General features: G+C 53.8%; 15 protein-coding genes and 2 pseudogenes. 8 read left to right on the forward strand and 9 right to left on the reverse strand.

Going from position 1 to position 15,584, the window contains the following annotated elements; all coding sequences use genetic code 11:
- The 4 genes and pseudogenes from H8Q75_RS06880 to H8Q75_RS06895 all read right to left on the reverse strand — a co-directional run.
- On the reverse strand, positions 1-893 hold an 893-nt coding region (locus H8Q75_RS06880; RefSeq protein ID WP_297040976.1), incomplete at its 3' end, for a permease.
- A gap of 16 nt (positions 894-909) precedes the next feature.
- Positions 910-2,055, reverse strand: a complete 1,146-nt coding sequence (locus tag H8Q75_RS06885; RefSeq protein WP_024123823.1) for an NDP-sugar synthase — start codon at positions 2,053-2,055, stop codon at positions 910-912.
- A 70-nt stretch (positions 2,056-2,125) separates the two neighbouring features.
- Positions 2,126-2,833 carry a helix-turn-helix domain-containing protein gene (locus H8Q75_RS06890; protein WP_024123822.1) on the reverse strand — a complete coding sequence of 236 codons (708 nt, stop codon included), beginning with the start codon at positions 2,831-2,833 and terminating at the stop codon, positions 2,126-2,128.
- A gap of 99 nt (positions 2,834-2,932) precedes the next feature.
- A pseudogene (locus H8Q75_RS06895) lies at positions 2,933-3,968 on the reverse strand (PstS family phosphate ABC transporter substrate-binding protein).
- A gap of 112 nt (positions 3,969-4,080) precedes the next feature.
- Between H8Q75_RS06895 and H8Q75_RS06900 the strand changes: the two are divergent.
- Positions 4,081-5,262 carry an aldo/keto reductase gene (locus H8Q75_RS06900; RefSeq protein ID WP_297040978.1) on the forward strand — a complete coding sequence of 394 codons (1,182 nt, stop codon included), beginning with the start codon at positions 4,081-4,083 and terminating at the stop codon, positions 5,260-5,262.
- A gap of 99 nt (positions 5,263-5,361) precedes the next feature.
- A complete protein-coding gene (locus tag H8Q75_RS06905; protein ID WP_024123819.1) occupies positions 5,362-5,751 on the forward strand; it encodes a hypothetical protein in 390 nt (129 codons plus the stop codon).
- Here H8Q75_RS06905 and ispD read toward each other — a convergent pair.
- Both ispD and dnaA read right to left on the reverse strand, forming a co-directional pair.
- Entirely contained in the window at positions 5,743-6,447 is a 705-nt protein-coding gene (ispD, locus tag H8Q75_RS06910) for a 2-C-methyl-D-erythritol 4-phosphate cytidylyltransferase (protein ID WP_024123818.1), read from the reverse strand. The two genes, H8Q75_RS06905 and ispD, sit on opposite strands and share 9 nt — an antisense overlap.
- A gap of 63 nt (positions 6,448-6,510) precedes the next feature.
- Positions 6,511-7,872, reverse strand: a complete 1,362-nt coding sequence (dnaA, locus tag H8Q75_RS06915; protein ID WP_297040979.1) for a chromosomal replication initiator protein DnaA — start codon at positions 7,870-7,872, stop codon at positions 6,511-6,513.
- Positions 7,873-8,052: 180 nt separating this feature from the next.
- On the opposite strand from dnaA, the gene rpmH reads away from it, so the two are divergent.
- From rpmH to H8Q75_RS06940, 5 genes and pseudogenes are all read left to right on the forward strand, one after another.
- Positions 8,053-8,190, forward strand: coding sequence for a 50S ribosomal protein L34 (gene rpmH / locus H8Q75_RS06920; protein WP_011056450.1), 138 nt, complete (start codon positions 8,053-8,055; stop codon positions 8,188-8,190).
- Positions 8,190-8,510, forward strand: a pseudogene (rnpA, locus tag H8Q75_RS06925) (ribonuclease P protein component); the annotation flags it as partial. The gene rpmH and the pseudogene rnpA, both read left to right, overlap by 1 nt.
- A gap of 21 nt (positions 8,511-8,531) precedes the next feature.
- Positions 8,532-8,927 carry a PH domain-containing protein gene (locus H8Q75_RS06930; RefSeq protein WP_041429969.1) on the forward strand — a complete coding sequence of 132 codons (396 nt, stop codon included), beginning with the start codon at positions 8,532-8,534 and terminating at the stop codon, positions 8,925-8,927.
- 47 nt (positions 8,928-8,974) lie between these two features.
- Complete coding sequence (gene yidC, locus H8Q75_RS06935) at positions 8,975-10,180, forward strand: membrane protein insertase YidC (protein ID WP_024125991.1); 1,206 nt, start codon at positions 8,975-8,977, stop codon at positions 10,178-10,180.
- Positions 10,181-10,188: 8 nt separating this feature from the next.
- On the forward strand, positions 10,189-10,725 hold the full coding sequence (locus H8Q75_RS06940; protein WP_024125990.1) for a R3H domain-containing nucleic acid-binding protein: 537 nt from the start codon (positions 10,189-10,191) through the stop codon (positions 10,723-10,725).
- Here the strand turns inward: H8Q75_RS06940 and H8Q75_RS06945 are convergent.
- Together H8Q75_RS06945 and H8Q75_RS06950 are read right to left on the reverse strand one after the other, a co-directional pair.
- Positions 10,672-11,556, reverse strand: coding sequence for a glutaminase (locus H8Q75_RS06945; RefSeq protein ID WP_024125989.1), 885 nt, complete (start codon positions 11,554-11,556; stop codon positions 10,672-10,674). The two genes, H8Q75_RS06940 and H8Q75_RS06945, sit on opposite strands and share 54 nt — an antisense overlap.
- Before the next feature lie 8 nt (positions 11,557-11,564).
- On the reverse strand, positions 11,565-13,553 hold the full coding sequence (locus tag H8Q75_RS06950; protein WP_024125988.1) for an Rne/Rng family ribonuclease: 1,989 nt from the start codon (positions 13,551-13,553) through the stop codon (positions 11,565-11,567).
- A gap of 536 nt (positions 13,554-14,089) precedes the next feature.
- Between H8Q75_RS06950 and hpnH the strand changes: the two genes are divergently transcribed.
- The gene (gene hpnH, locus H8Q75_RS06955; RefSeq protein ID WP_024125987.1) at positions 14,090-15,100 is read left to right on the forward strand and encodes an adenosyl-hopene transferase HpnH; all 1,011 of its coding nucleotides are present in this window, start codon (positions 14,090-14,092) and stop codon (positions 15,098-15,100) included.
- Between the two features lie 5 nt (positions 15,101-15,105).
- On the opposite strand, the gene H8Q75_RS06960 is transcribed toward hpnH, so the two are convergent.
- Positions 15,106-15,584: extracellular solute-binding protein (locus H8Q75_RS06960; RefSeq protein WP_297040980.1), on the reverse strand; the 479-nt coding region annotated here is incomplete at its 5' end.

The following is a 15,584-nucleotide window of genomic DNA, read 5'->3' on the forward strand; positions in this document are numbered from 1 at the left end:
CCCTTGAGATCGACCATCGGCCCGAGGACCAGAAAAGCAAGGATTGACCCTGGCGTAAACGTGGCAGCAAAGGCAAGGGCAAAGAAGGCATCAACAGTTGAGCAAATGGAAATCACGGTGCCCAGGATCATCATTGCCACAATCGAGCTCACTGGCCCTTGGCCAAGGCTAAGGATGAGTTCCCGCGGAGCAGCCACCTGAATAATTGTTGCCACTAGGCTACCGAGAACTAGAATCCCCCCCAATTCACGAAATTCCTGCACCAGATTCTCTAGGACTTGGGGCAGGCGTTGCTGCCAAGGAATCATTGCAGTCGGTGGCGAAAGCGTTAGGGTTTCCATGGCCAGGGGTTGACCGGGGGTTCCCAACAGGTAGGTGCCCGACTGGAGCAGGGCAGGGACAACAGTTGCCTGGGGTTGGCGGCGACGCATCAGACTGGTTACCGTGGGCTGCAAAAAGGGGGTTAGATCCTTTTGGAAACTAAAAACCCAGCCAATAATGGTGGCGATCGCCAGCGAAAAAAGGACACGGAAGACAACAACCTCCGGTTGATCGCGAAAGGCCGTCCAAGTTGCCCAAATCACAATCGGGTTGATTGTGGGTGCCGCCAACAAAAAACCAATGGCCACGGATGTGGGCAATCCCTGCACCAGTAATCGCCGCGCCACTGGCACATTGCCACACTCACACACTGGAAAAAGAAAACCGATGCAACTGCCCACCAAGGCCCCCAGCAGGGGCGATCGCGGTAAGCGACGAATCAGTGCCTGCTCATCTACAAATAGCAGCAGCAGGCTAGAGAGCAAAATGCCCAGCAGTAGAAACGGCAGTGCCTCCACCAGTAGGCTCAAAAAAAGGGTAAAACCACTTTGCAACTGATTCGCAAATGTCATGGGCGTAGAGCGGGGTCTAGGACACAATCTCCTTCAACCCGAGGGGACTCGGCTGAATATCCGTTTGCCGTGAATCGGTAATCAACCAATCGAGGGCAGCGGCCTTCAGGTCAATGGTTGTACCTGTTTTATCAACACAGTAGCGACCAAAGACCAATTTATCCACAAGACGAACGTCAGAACCCAGGCGAGAATATTCAAAAATGACACAGTTATCGACGACGGCACCGCTGCAAATGTGGCAATTGGGGCCAATCATCGTCGGTCCAATAATTGTCGCTCCATCTTCAATCTTCGTCATGCCGCCAATGTAGACCGGTCCCTGGATCGTGACCTTATCCCAGTTGACGGCCACATTCAGCCCCGTATAAATGCCGGGAAATTGCTCATGGCCGGGAATCGAAACATTTTTAATCGTGCCATTGAGAACACCGCGCACCGCTTGCCAATAGTCGGGGACTTTACCAATGTCAATCCATTCAAAGTCCATCGCCAAGCCATAGAAGGGGGCACCCATTTCCACCAGTTTGGGGAAAAGCTGGCTGCCAATGTCGTATTCCTGATTGGAGGGGATATAGTCGATCACTTCTGGCTCAAAAATATAAATCCCCGTGTTGATATGGTTGCTCAAGGCTTCTTCAACACTGGGTTTTTCTTGGAAGGCAACAATGCGATCGCTCTCATCGGTAACAACAACGCCATAGCTCGAGACGTCCTCTTTGGGCACTGTTTTCATAATCACGGTGGCGATCGCCCCCTTTTGGCGGTGCCAAGCCACGGCCGCTGTCAAATCCAAGTCAATGAGGGCATCCCCACACAGCACCACAAAGGTGTCATCAAAAAAGGGGTTAAAATCCTGAATTCGCTTGATCCCCCCTGCAGACCCTAGGGCTTTACCAACGAGTTCGCCATCCTTGATATAGCCCTCAAAGGAATAGGCAATGTCCACTCCAAACCGCTGCCCATCCTGAAAGTAGCTTTCAATTTCATGGGCGAGGTGGCTCACATTTACCATAATTTGGTTAAACCCATGCTGACGCAGGAGTTCCACTAGAAATTCCATCACGGGCTTTTGCAAAATTGGGATCATTGGCTTCGGAATGGTGTATGTAATCGGGCGTACCCGCGTGCCCTTTCCAGCCGCCAAGATCATTGCTTTCATAAAACTTTTACCAATCTCCTTAAACGTCTAGGGCAATTGCCCCCACTATTATCAATGCCCCTAGCTTACCTTAATCGAGGGCATACACCCGCCCATGGTAAAGCAAGCGGGTAATCCCTTTGGACTGAAGATAGCTGCGCACTTTCCGCAGCATTTCACCGTCAGGTACCTTGACAACGGTCTTGCGCCACTGGACATCACTGGCCTTATAGAGGCGTTGGTTTTGTTGGGAATAGCGCAGAGCCACAGGGCGGCTATCGAAAATGGGTAGGGTACTTTGTTGCGCTTCCTCACTGGAGAGGGCACCTAAACCGCGAAAGGCTTCTAGGGGGCGGGTGAGCAGTTCCGCCCGCCGATCGACGACAACGTAGCAGGGACGGGGCAGCACCGCTTCGGAAAGGGGAATGACCTCGACGGACTGCACCACTTCCACATCGGTGAGATCGGGGAGAGGAATGTCACCATCCAGTTCCTCTTCATCCTCGTCTTCGAGATCATCGTCCGCTGCATCGCTGTAGTCATCCTCATCGAGAACAACGGCCTCTGGCGTCTCTACATCTTCTTCTAGATCCTCTTCCTCTGGCACTTCATCCGTCGTCGCTACAGCCAGTAGAGGGGCTTCAGGGGCAGCCGCTTCCTCTTCCATTTGTTTGATCACACGCCGAATTGTGTTTTCACTAACACCAAATGCCGCTGCCAGCGCCTTGATCGTTTGTCCGGCAGTGTACTGTTGAAAGACGCGCTGGCGTTCGCTGTCACTGAGTCGCTTGTAGGTCATGGATCCAGATTAAGAAGCAGGTGGCAAGATCTATTATCTGGGGTGGCGGTGCCAGAATGCTGATTTTGTCTAAAGGCTTATTCAGTGGGCGATCGCCCCCTAGCGCAGGCGCACAAACCCTGCTTTTTCAATGGCCGCTTGTCCTTGATCAGTCAGTAAGAGATCAGCATAGGCACGGCCTGCCTTGGCATCGAGGCTATTGTCCGCCTTGGCAATCACAAATAGGCGGCGGGTAATTGGATAAGTCCCCTGTTGAAATACACGGTGATTCAGTTGGTGGCGCTCTTGGGGGCAACGCTCCACAGGAACGTAGGGTTCTTGATAGGGAGGCACATATTGATTGGCTTGGCGACCGAGGGGAAGCGGGTGGACACTGCACTGACCCACCACTTCTGGAGCAGAGGCATAGTAAATGCTCCCCAGTGTCGCGGCAACACACCGTAGGCCATCGGTAGTATCCCGAACCATAACCACATTGCAACCAAAGGGCTGCTTCCCAAGCACTTCTTGGATAAAGTATTCAACGGTGCCACCATCTTCCGGACGGCGAGAGAAGGGGATAATCCTTTGGTTGGGGCTACCCACCTGCTGCGAATTGGTTACTTTGCCCGTATAAATATCCACCACTTGTTGCACGGTCAGTCCAGGAATCTCTAGCCTCGGATTGACGGCGATCGCCAGCCCATCAATGGCAACGGGAATGGCAGTTAATTTCATGCCCCGAGCCGCCGCCTTGGCTAACTCTTCCTCGTTGAGGGGACGGGAAGATTGTGAGAAAGACAGTTGATCATTCAATAGCATGCGGATGCCCCTGCCCGATCCCGGTGTCCCTGTGGGCGGGTCTACGTAGCGCAGTTGAAAATTGGGCCAAGCCGCTTGCAGCAGCGGATTGACATCGCGGCGAATGGGTGCCCAAGTGGTGCTACCGCCGTAATTAAAAAGACCGCTGGGGACATTCTTCACCTGGGTAAAGGTGGATTGACCCTTGGCTCCTAAATTGAGACGGCCATTACCCATGGTTCCGCCGTTATTGATGAGGCGAAGCACCAGCCCCCCCAGCAATGCCCAGAAGTCCGAGGGTAGCCAGCAGGGAAAGGAGTAGGGGCAGCAGAGAATGACTTTTCCCTTGGGACATACACAAAGAATTGCGGTGATTTCTTCTAGCCTAGCTCAAAGGAATAGCGGGTGTTGGCTGCTGGGTTTCCTCAGTACGAGACAATAGTAAAGGAACTCTCGTTGAGTGCAGTATGCGCTACCGTCGCTTTGGTCGTACCGAACTGCCAATGCCTGTCTTTTCCTGTGGCGGCATGCGCTATCAGTTTTCTTGGCAGGATGTCAATCCCAGTACCATTCCCGCAGAAAATCAACGCAACCTAGAGGCAACCATTCAGCGTGCTCTGGAGCTAGGCATCACCCACATTGAAACAGCGCGCGGCTATGGCACCTCTGAAATTCAGTTGGGGAAAATTCTACCGCGGCTGCCCCGCGAAAAGCTCATTGTCCAAACCAAGGTGGGGCCGCGACCCACTGCCAAGGAATTTCGGGAAACCCTAGAAACGTCACTGCGGAATCTCGAGTTAGACTACATTGACTTACTCGCTATCCATGGCCTAAACCTACCGGAGCATCTAGAGCAAGTACTGCGGCCCGGGGGATGCTTGGACGTGGCGCGGGAATGGCAAGCATCAGGTAAGATTCGCTTCATTGGTTTTTCTACCCATGGCAGCTTAGAGGTGATTCGCCAGGCGATCGCCAGCGATGTCTTTGATTACGTTAATCTGCACTGGTACTACATCAATCAACAGAATTGGCCCGCCCTCCTCGATGCTCAAGCCCATGATATGGGGGTTTTTATCATTAGCCCAGCAGACAAAGGGGGAATGCTCTACAAACCACCCCAACGCCTTGTGGAACTGTGTGCCCCCTTAAGCCCAATGGTCTTTAACGATCTCTTTTGCCTCTCCCATTCCCAGGTGCACACCCTGAGTATCGGTGCTGCTCGTCCCCGTGACTTTGATGAACATCTCAAGGCCCTCGAGCTGCTGGATCAGGCAGGTGAGATTCTACCGCCGATCTTGGCACGGCTGGAGCAAGCCGCCATTGACCGCTTGGGGGAAGACTGGTACCACACTTGGCATGAGGGACTGCCAGACTACCAGCACACCCCCGGTGAAGTGAATATCCCCGTCATTCTCTGGCTGTGGAACCTAGTACAGGCCTACGATTTGCTGGACTATGCCCGTATGCGCTATAACCTGCTGGGCAACGGTGGCCACTGGTTTCCGGGAGCAAATGCTGCACGGATCAAAGACTTGGATTTAGGCCCCTGTTTACAGCACAGTCCCCATCGGCAAAAGATTCCAAGGATTTTACAAGCGGCCCATGATCTCCTCAGTGGCACTCCCCGGCAGCGACTATCTCAGGCCTAAGGATAGGGAGGTTCCCCCAACAAATTGCGGACAATTCCCCTAGGCGATCGCCCCCCCGGCCACGGAAAATGAAGGTATCAAGGGTAAGAGGTTAACACCATGGATTTCATTTATCACCTTAACAATGCCAGCCTTACCCTGCGGGTTGTGCAGTTCTTGCATGAATACGCCAAGCTACCAGTTCAGTTTGTTACCGTGATTCATCAAGTGGATGGGTGGGTAATCCGCATCAAAATGCATTCGCCTCTCAGCGACAAAGAAGCAGGGGATTTCCGGGCCTTCTTGAACGAGGTGGGATTCTCCTACACACCAGGGATCGCCCTCAAAATGGCATTCTGGGCCCTGGAAACCGGCCAATCAATGGTGGATGTTATGCGCCGTTACCAAGTGGCGATTGTTTCCCACGGCTACCCCCACTACGATGACATTGAGGCATTTCGCAAACAGTTTATTCAAGGCTTGGGCTACTGTCCGGAAACTTTAGCCTAGGGCATTCTGGTCTTGCTCCCGGCGATGCTCCAAGATTCGTTCTGCAAGGGGTAGGTCGCTAGGGGTGGTTATCTTGAGATTTGTTTCTTCGCCTAAAACAATATGTACGGCATAGCCGAGGCGTTCAAAGAGGGCAGCATCGTCTGTGACTTCCCAGCCCTTAGCCACAGCCATTTCATGGGCAATACGCAAGGGTTCGACGCGAAAGCCTTGGGGAGTTTGGGCGGCCCAAAGGGAGTCTCGCTCTGGGGTTTGGACAACAACGCCTTCGCGATTAACGATTTTAATTGTATCTTTGACGGGCACCGCTGCAATTAAGCCCGCATAGGTCCCTAGGGCTTGGGCACAGCGATTAATCAGATTGGGGGTGGCAAGACAGCGGGCACCATCATGGATCAGCACCCGCTCAGCCGTTTCGGGAAGTGCCTGTAACCCATGAAACACTGAGGCTTGACGGGTCTGCCCCCCTGCGATGAGATGGACGGGCTGCCGTAGGTTCAATTCCCCCAGGAGGGCTTCCCAAAGGGGAAAGTCCTCTGGCTGGCCAATCACCCCAATCCATTCAATCGCTTCGGCAGCCGCCACCGCTTCTAATGTCCATGCCAAAAGGGGCTTACCCAAGAGTTGCAACCGCAGTTTATTGTGGTTTGCCCCCATGCGTTTACCCATGCCGGCGGCAGGAATGAGGATGTGCATTCATACCCCTTTCAAGACGGTTTTTGTCTTGGCTTTTATCTTGGCATAGGAAGGCTCTAGGCACTATGGCTCTGTGGAACGGCTGGCCAAATTAATGCGATCGCTGAGTTGCCGCAGCAGGCTGCCCATTTCTGGATCGGTCCGTTGCAGTTCGGCCACCTTGTCGCAGCTATACATGACGGTGGTGTGATCTTTGCCGCCAAACTCTTCACCAATTTTCGGCAGACTCAAGCCCGTGTATTGGCGCATTAGATACATCCCCACCTGACGAGCCATGCTAATTTCGCGGCGGCGAGAGTTGCCCTTGAGATCACTGATGGAGACATTGAGGACTTCAGAGACCACCTTCAGGATGACCTCTGGGGAGGTTTCAATTTTGCGCACCGTGGGACTCAGGACTGGGGCAATGTTTTCCACAGTCATCGGCAACCCAGAAATGGAAATATAGGCTACCGCTCGAATCAGTGCCCCCTCTAGTTCCCGGATGTTGGAAGTGTAGCTGGCGGCAATATACTCAATCACCTCCCGCGGCAGGCGGATATTCTCGTACTCTGCCTTTTTCTGGAGAATGGCCATGCGGGTTTCCAAGTCCGGGGGTTGAATATCGGCAATGAGTCCCATGGAAAAGCGGGAGCACAGGCGCTCTTGCAGTCGGGGAATTTGACTGGGGGGGCGATCGCTGGCCAAGACCACCTGCTTACCAGCTTCGTGCAGCGTGTTGAAGGTGTGGAAAAACTCCTCTTGGGTGTATTCTTTGCCCTCAATAAATTGAATGTCGTCCACGAGCATCACATCCACTGCCCGATAGTGCTCGCGGAAGCTCTGCATACTGTCTTTGCGGATGGCAGCAATCAAATCATTCGTAAACTGCTCGGTGGAGACGTAGAAGATCTTGGCATTGGGGTCAATTTCTAAGCGATAGTGACCGATCGCCTGCATGAGATGGGTCTTGCCCAAGCCAACACCGCCACAGAGAAAGAGGGGATTAAACTCCCGCCCCGGTGATTCTGCCACCGCCAAGCAGGCGGCATGGGCCATGCGGTTATTGGGGCCAACAACATAGCGGGAAAAGACATACTTGGGATTCAGTTCACTGCCGCGATGGCGAGCCACAGGGGGGGTGGCCTCTACTTCAGCACGACTGGTGGGGCGAATGCTGGTATCGTGCTCTGCCCCTTGGGCGATCGCCAGCTCAATCTCCACGGGCTGACCAATAATTTCCCGTGCCACATCGGCAATGGTTTTCAAATAGTACTTTTGCAGCCAATTGCGGGCAAAGGGATTGGGGGTGCAAATAGTCAAGGTCTGGCCATCAAAGGACTGCACCGTTGCCGTCTTAATCCAAGTTTCAAAGGTCGGTCGACTGAGTAACAGTTGCAACCGCTCCAAAATTTGGTGCCAGAGATTTTCGGCAGAGCTAATCACGCAAACCTCGTCCGTAGGATGTGAGCAATGATAGGCATCACGAGGCAGAGGGCAATAGCCCCACAGGACTACCGCTGCCTCACGGGAAGTGATATGATTGTAGATCGCTCTAACGACTGACTAGGGCGTGCCCTCTGGGGCAGTGTTTTTTTCTAATCAACCATCATAACTGCAACAGCCATGACGCAACGTACACTGGGCGGCACTGTCCGCAAACGTAAACGCACCTCCGGGTTCCGCGCGCGCATGCGTACCAAATCGGGTCAGAACGTCATCAAGGCACGGCGGCGTAAGGGACGGGCACGGCTTACCGTCTAGTGTTGCCGCGTCAACATCGCCTGCGCGATCGCCATGATTTTGACCGCGTCTATCAACACAAAACTGTCCACCACGGCAAACTGGCTGTTCTTTGGCTGGCGCCCCAATCCGCTAGGGAAGCACCACGGCTGGGTATTGTGGTCAGTAAAAAGGTCAGCAAGCGAGCCGTTGATCGGAACCGTTTGAAGCGGCAATGGCGGCGGGTGATTCGCCCCCTCTTACCGCAGATAGCTGCAGGGTGGGATATGATTGTGGTAGTGCGTCAGGCGGCACTGCAAGTGAGTGACGAAGACTGTCGCGCTGAATTGACGCAGTTAATGGCCAAAGCAGGGATACTGACGATGCCGGGAATTTCCGAAGATGTTTTCTACGAAGGCGGTCCCCATTGGGGTGACTTGGTGATCAACTTGCTGTTGGGGCTAACGGTGATCTGTCTGCCCCTGACTGCGGGTGCCATTGTCCGTGCTCTCTGGCTGCGGTACCGCATTACGAATCGGCGGATTACGGTGATTGGCGGCTGGCTGGGGCGCGATCGCTCCGATGTCATTTATAGCGAAATCACCAAAGTCGTCACCGTTCCTCGCGGCTGGGGCGCCTACGGCGATATGGTTGTGACCCTCAAAGATGGTAGCCGCTTAGAAATGCGCGCTGTCCCCCGCTTCCGTGAAATTTACGACTATATTTCTACCAAATTGAGTCCCGCTGCCAAAAGTGTCAGTGGCGCGATTGGTTCTTAGGACCTAAGATAGTTCTGTTAACTGTTCACCCCTAATTGCAGGATTCCATGGATTTTGGTATCGGTTTCCTCTCCAACAATGTCATGCTGCCAATCCTTGATTTTTTCTATGGGATTGTGCCCAGCTATGGCCTTGCTATTGTGGCTCTGACACTGGTGGTGCGCCTTGCCGTCTATCCCCTGAGTGCCGGGTCAATTCGCAATATGCGGCGCATGAAGGTTGTCCAGCCGATCATGCAAAAACGGATGCAGGAAATCCAACAGAAATACAAGGACAATCCTGCGGAACAGCAAAAGGCAATGGCAGAGGTCTATAGGGAGTTTGGCAATCCCTTGGCGGGATGCTTCCCTCTGCTGTTGCAGTTGCCGATTCTCTTTGCCCTCTTTGCAACGCTGCGCGGATCACCTTTTGCCGATGTGAACTACCAAATCAACCTGCAAATTGTTCCCCCGGAGCAAGCTGTCTTAGCCCAGCCCTTTGCCACCAAACCGCAAAATATCTACGTTGACGAAGGGGTACACTTCCCGATTCAAGCGGTGGTTCCCAGCGGTACCAGGATTCCAGTCGGTCAAGTGGTGGATCTGCAGTTCCAAACCAAGGAGGGTAAACCCTATAGTGAACTGGTGGCGGCGTATCCCAATAGTCACTTGCAACCAAAGTGGCAAATTCTTCGCGGTCAAGAGCGAGCAACCATTGATAGCGAAGGTCATCTACAAGCCCTGCAACCCGGTGAGGTAACAGTTCAGGGAACAATTCCGGGGATTGCTGCTGATAAAGGTTTCCTCTTTATCTCTGCCCTTGGCCATGTGGGTGTCGTAGATCAGGGGGAACTCTTCATGGCGCTGCCCGACGGCACACGCCAGTTTAATTGGGGCGCGATCCACTGGGATATTCTCATTATGATCCTTGGCTTTGGCGTCAGTCTCTATGTCAATCAGTTGCTCTCTGGCCAAGGCAGCAGCAACAACCCGCAGCAGCAAACTGTTAATCAATTAACACCGATCATCTTCTCTGGGATGTTTCTCTTTTTCCCGCTGCCGGCCGGGGTACTGCTCTATATGCTCATAGCCAACATCTTCCAGACGGTGCAAACCTTTATTCTCCAACGGGAGCCGCTACCAGAGCATCTACAAAAACTTGTGGAGGAGCAGGAACGGGCTGAAGCCCTCAAAAATCGTGCTGCTCTTCCCTTTGAGGGGAAGGGGGCTAAAGGTGCTAAGGCCACCAAAGTCAAGCGTAATCCATCAAGTTGAGGGGAGGCATGACCGCTGATCCAATTGCTGCGGGGTGTGCATGGCTGGAACAGGCGCTTGCTTTAGCAGGCTTCAAGACAACCGTTGCCGTGGTGGAGTCGCCTTTGGCAGGCGTGGTGCCGGGCTACTGGCTAGAAATTGATCGCCAGTCCCTCAGTGCTGCGCAAATTGAGTCACTGCTGGCCAACAATGCCCAAGCCCTCGATGCGCTGCAATATCTGCTCAATGCTACGTTGAATTTGGGGCGATCGCGGGAGGAGCAAACGGCTTTTACCTTGGAGTTGGCGGGCTATCGCCGTGCTCGTTATCGCCAGTTGCAGGAGATTGCCCATCAGGTGGCGGCCCGAGTCCTCAAGACTGGTAAACCTCTTGAAATTTGCTCCCTTTCAGCAGCGGAGCGGCGTGTTGTTCACAGTCTCATTAAGCTAGAGAGCGATCGCCTGGAAACCTTTAGCCACGGTGAAGAACCCGATCGCCGCTTGGTGGTGCAGTTAGCCCAAGGGACTGAGGCCGAGGTGACGGCTGATGCGCTGGAGCAAGTATAGACCCAAAAGGGAGTTGCCACTCTTGTCGAGGGGTGGACTATAGCAGGCGATCGCCCCCTGTCGCGGCACAATGGCCAAAATCACGCCACTGACACCCGATTTCAGAGGCAAGCCAATTTCTAGGCCATAGCGGGGGGAGTCCTCGTAGAGGCCACAGGTGAGCATGAGCACATTCACCTGCTGACGATGGCGATCGCTCACCTTGGCATGGGGCAGTGCTAATAGGAGACCCAAGCGACCCACTTCCTCAATGGTTCCTTGGAAACAGCACACCTGATTGTAGATCTCAAGGGCAACCTCCGCATCGGCAATGCGTCCAGACTCGACTAAAAAGTGGGCAAGGGTGCGATTTTGCCAGTTGGGATGGCAACGGACTGCCCCTAAGACCTCCTGGTCCACCTGGAACTGCGTACCAGCACACTCATTAAGCCAAGTTTGAAGGGCCGTAGCACCACCAACATGGGCCAACTGGCTCGCGAGGGCGATCGCCCCACTATTGATCATAGGATTGCGCGGCCACCCCTGATCGAGGGTTAACTGCAACACAGAGTTATAGGGGTAATCTGAGGGGCGCTGCCCCACCCACGTCCACACCTCCTCCTGCCACAGCGTCAAGGCATACAGCAGTAAAAAGGGCTTAATCGCACTCATCAAAGGAAAGCGCAAACGGGAATGCCCAAGGGTAAACTGTTGCTCCGGTGTCACCACCGCAAAGGCAAAGGCCTCAGACCTCACCCCTGGTAGGCGCTGAAGCGGTTCCCCCTTGGAAATTTCTGTTGCAGCCGCCTCAAGCCACTCTTGGATGAGGTCAGGGTGGAGTTGCCCCAACATTACTGCACCTAGGCGTTGGCATCAAGGGAGAGTTGCTCGCTACTGGTCACCCGTCGCCGCCGCCGCCGACCCACGGGTACAGAGGCCTCTGGGGTGGATGCTTCACCAACGGATTCCACCTCAGTACTCACTTCTGGCTCACTGCTATTGAGCAGCGCGGTGGCCGGAATTGGCTGCACATTAATCGTGCTGACCCCAGGGGAGGGCAGCTCATCAGGAGTCTCTGGGGCCTCCTCTGGCCCTCCCTCACTAACGGGCCGCCTTGTTTTCTGGGGTAGGGGTAGGGGGTCTTGGCCGGGGCGTGCCACCATAACAATTGTTCCCCGCGGATTTTTCACCTCTTCAGGATAGAGAACCAAGGGTGAAATCCCCATCTCCGCATAGACCGCCTGCTCTTGATCCGTCATTGTTACGGTAATCACTTCCGCTGGTTCAGAGCGGCTCGGACGGGTAGGGCGCGGCGGACGGCTCTCCACTTTAACCACTGGCGGCGGAGCTGTTTCTGGAGGCGGGGTAACCACCTTGCGGCCATTACCATTTTCAGGGGTACGGCGAGGGCTGCGTGGGGTTGGGGGATGACTACTGCGGGAAGAACGGGGGCGAACCCCCCCCACCGCTTGATAGTCGGGGTGGTTAATGAGTTGAGTCTCTAGGCTGCTACTGGCAAAGCCGTTGGGCTCAGTGGGAGGTTCCAAATTGCGACGTGGCTCGGGTGGACGCGGTATCGGCGATCGCTCAACAATTTCGCCGGGGCTATCCTCCGGTTCACCGGGTAAATGCACCAAGTGACCCAAGCCACCACAGGCACTACAGGGACGACCAAAGAGTTCATAGATATTTTGGCCTTGGCGTTTGCGAGTCAGCTCCACCAGCCCCAGTTCTGAGAGTTGAGCAATTTGGGGACGGGCTTTATCCGCACGCAGGGCTTTACTAAAGTGCTCCAGCAGTTGCAACTGATCGCGGCGGGAATCCATATCAATAAAATCGACAATGATCACGCCAGCAATATTGCGCAGTCGCAGTTGGCGAGCAATTTCCGTAGCCGCTTCGCAGTTCGTCCACAGTACTGTTTCCCGCGAGGTGGCTGAACTGGTGAATGAACCGGAGTTAACATCAATGACCGTCAATGCCTCTGTCGGTTGAATGATGATATAGCCACCGGAGGGCAAATCCACGCGGGGTTTAAGGGCTTCACGGATGGCAGCATTCACCCGGAAGTAATCCAAAATGGGAATCGGTTCTTGGTGATAGTCAATGAGAACCCCCACGGCTCTATTGACATTCCAATTTTTCAGATGCTGTTTGACCCGTTTGACCCCATCGGGAGTATCCACCACAATGCGGTTGACATCGCTGCTATAGACATCCCGCAGCACTTTTTGGATAAAGTCATCATCCCGTCCTAGAAGCTGGGGAGGACGGCTGGAGGCTGCTTGCTGTTGAATCGCTTCCCACTGCCGTTGCAGGAGTTCGAGATCCTCAAGAATGGCCTCTTCGGAGACCCCCTCAGCCTCGGTGCGCACCAGGAGCCCCATACCCGCAGGTTTGACCAAAATACCCAAGGCGCGTAGCCGATGCCGTTCCGCTTCATTGGTAATTCGTCGCGATAGATTCACCCCCCGACCGTAGGGCATCAGCACGAGATAGCGTCCGGGCAACGATATATTTCCTGTGAGCCGGGGCCCCTTGGTGCCCGTGGGTTCCTTCATCACCTGAACCAGTACTTTTTGCTGTGGTGCCAGCAATTCCGTGATTGCCCCAGCAGTTCGCTTCAGGCGCAATGGGCCAAGGTCACTGACATGGATAAAGCCATTGCGGGAGGCGTCCCCCAAGTTGACAAAGGCAGCATCAATGCCCGGCAGGACGTTTTCAACAACCCCAAGGTAGATGTCCCCCACCTGATGGGTTCCCGTGGCTACGATTAATTCTTGAATTTGATCTTCGGCAAAGACCGCCGCTAGCCGATGTTCCTCGGCAATAATAATTTGCTTAGGCATCCATTATCCTTAGAATTTCTTAACAAAATAAACGTCAGCATCAATTGGCTAAAGGCATTTCGCACAGTACTTAGCCACTCTTGCCCCTGTAAGGGACGTGTGCAAGTTTGGCTTTAAGATGGTTGGGAAAAGGGTTCCTGTAGAGGCGGGTTGGCATTGGAACGCGAAACGCAGCTATGGTGATACCTAAAAAACTCTGCACGATTTGCAGAAAGGAAAGATGTCACCCCATGCCAGCCTTTACGAAAGTCTATGCTTAACCTTTGGTTTCTTAAGCGATGGAGGTTAAGCAACAGGAATTTTCTACAGTACCTCTAATGTTCCCTGATTATAGGGCTCTCTGTCAAGATTAGCTAGGGAATTCTGCAAAAATTTTCACCGTCGCTGCCCCTAACCCTCTTGAGCGCAAGCATAGTGTGCCACTTTGCAAACCTGATAGGACACTTTGGCGATCGCCCACAAAGCTGCTACAACTATTAAGCATCTGTTATTAAGCGCTTTGGCTAAAAAATTAGCCACATTGAGGAGAATTGCCCATGGGAGTCCACATCAAGCAGGCAGTGGAAGTCGCAACCTATATCATCTCGCAACGCCTACAGGGCAAAAAGCGCTTTCCCCTCACCTTGATGCTTGAGCCTCTCTTTCGCTGTAATCTGGCCTGTTCCGGTTGTGGTAAAATTCAGCATCCCCTTGAGGTCCTGCGCAAATATCTCACCCCGGAGGAGTGCTTCCAGGCCGTTGAGGAATGTGGTGCGCCAATTGTCGCCATTCCCGGCGGGGAACCCCTGCTGCACCCGCAAATTGATGAAATTGTCAGTGGCTTGGTGGCACGGCGGAAGTTTGTTTACCTGTGTACCAATGGTATTCTCCTAGAGGAAAATCTCCATAGGTTCAAGCCCTCCCCCTACTTTAGCTTCAGCGTTCACCTCGATGGTCTGCGGGAGTGGCACGACAAATGTGTGGCTCGTCAAGGGGTCTTTGACACGGCTGTCAAAGCAATCAAAGCGGCTAAAGCCAAGGGCTTCCGGGTCACCACCAACACGACGATTTTTGAAGGGGTGGATCCCAAGGAAATCCAGGAATTCTTTGATTTTGTCAGTTCCCTAGGCGTAGACGGCATGATGATCTCCCCCGGCTATGCCTACGAATGGGCACCGGATCAGGAGCACTTCCTCAAGCGGGAGCAAACCCGTGCCCTCTTCCGTGAAATCCTTGCCCCCTACCGTGCCGGTCAGAAGAAGTGGAATTTCAACCACAATCCCCTGTTCCTTGATTTCCTTGTGGGGGAAAAGGACTACGAGTGTACCCCTTGGGGCATGCCCAGCTATAGTGTGTTGGGTTGGCAGAAACCCTGCTACCTCCTCAACGAGGGGCACTACAAGACGTGGAAGGAACTGATTGAAAATACCGACTGGGATAAGTATGGCCACAAAAGTGGCAATCCCAAGTGCCGTGACTGCATGGTGCACTGTGGTTATGAGGCCACTGCTGCTATGGATGCCTTTAATCCAGCCAATATGGTTAAGGCGGCGAGCAGTCTTTTCTAACGCGTCTAACGCGGGCGCATTAGTTGCCAACGTTGCTCTGCAGTTTCCACTGCGGCTTTCGGGGTTAATTTTCCAAGCAGAACGCTTTCGATCGCTCGCCCAAGGGTTTGGGAAAAGCGGGCATAGCCACGAAAGTTGGGGCGTGCTTGAGCCGCAGCCATCTGATCCAAAAAGACACGGAGGGCAGGTTGCTGGGCCACAAAGGCCTGATAGCGATCGTTGGTCCGCACCCGTTCATTGATGGGCAAATACCCTGTGCCCAAAGCCCACTCCGTTTGAAATTCTTCACTAAGAACGTAGTTCAAGAAGGCTAGAGCTGCCTCTTCCCGTTGGGGTGTTGAGCGAAAGACAAAGAGATTTTCGCCCCCCAGTGCGCTGGCAGGGGTCTTGAGGGCAGGCATGGGGAGAACGCCAAAATCCACCCCCGACTGTTGTAATTGCGCCAATGTCCAAGGCCCTGTAATCTGCATCGCCACCTCCCCAC

The sequence above is a fragment of the Thermosynechococcus sp. OHK43 genome (assembly GCF_014466085.1).
Lineage (GTDB): Bacteria > Cyanobacteriota > Cyanobacteriia > Thermosynechococcales > Thermosynechococcaceae > Thermosynechococcus.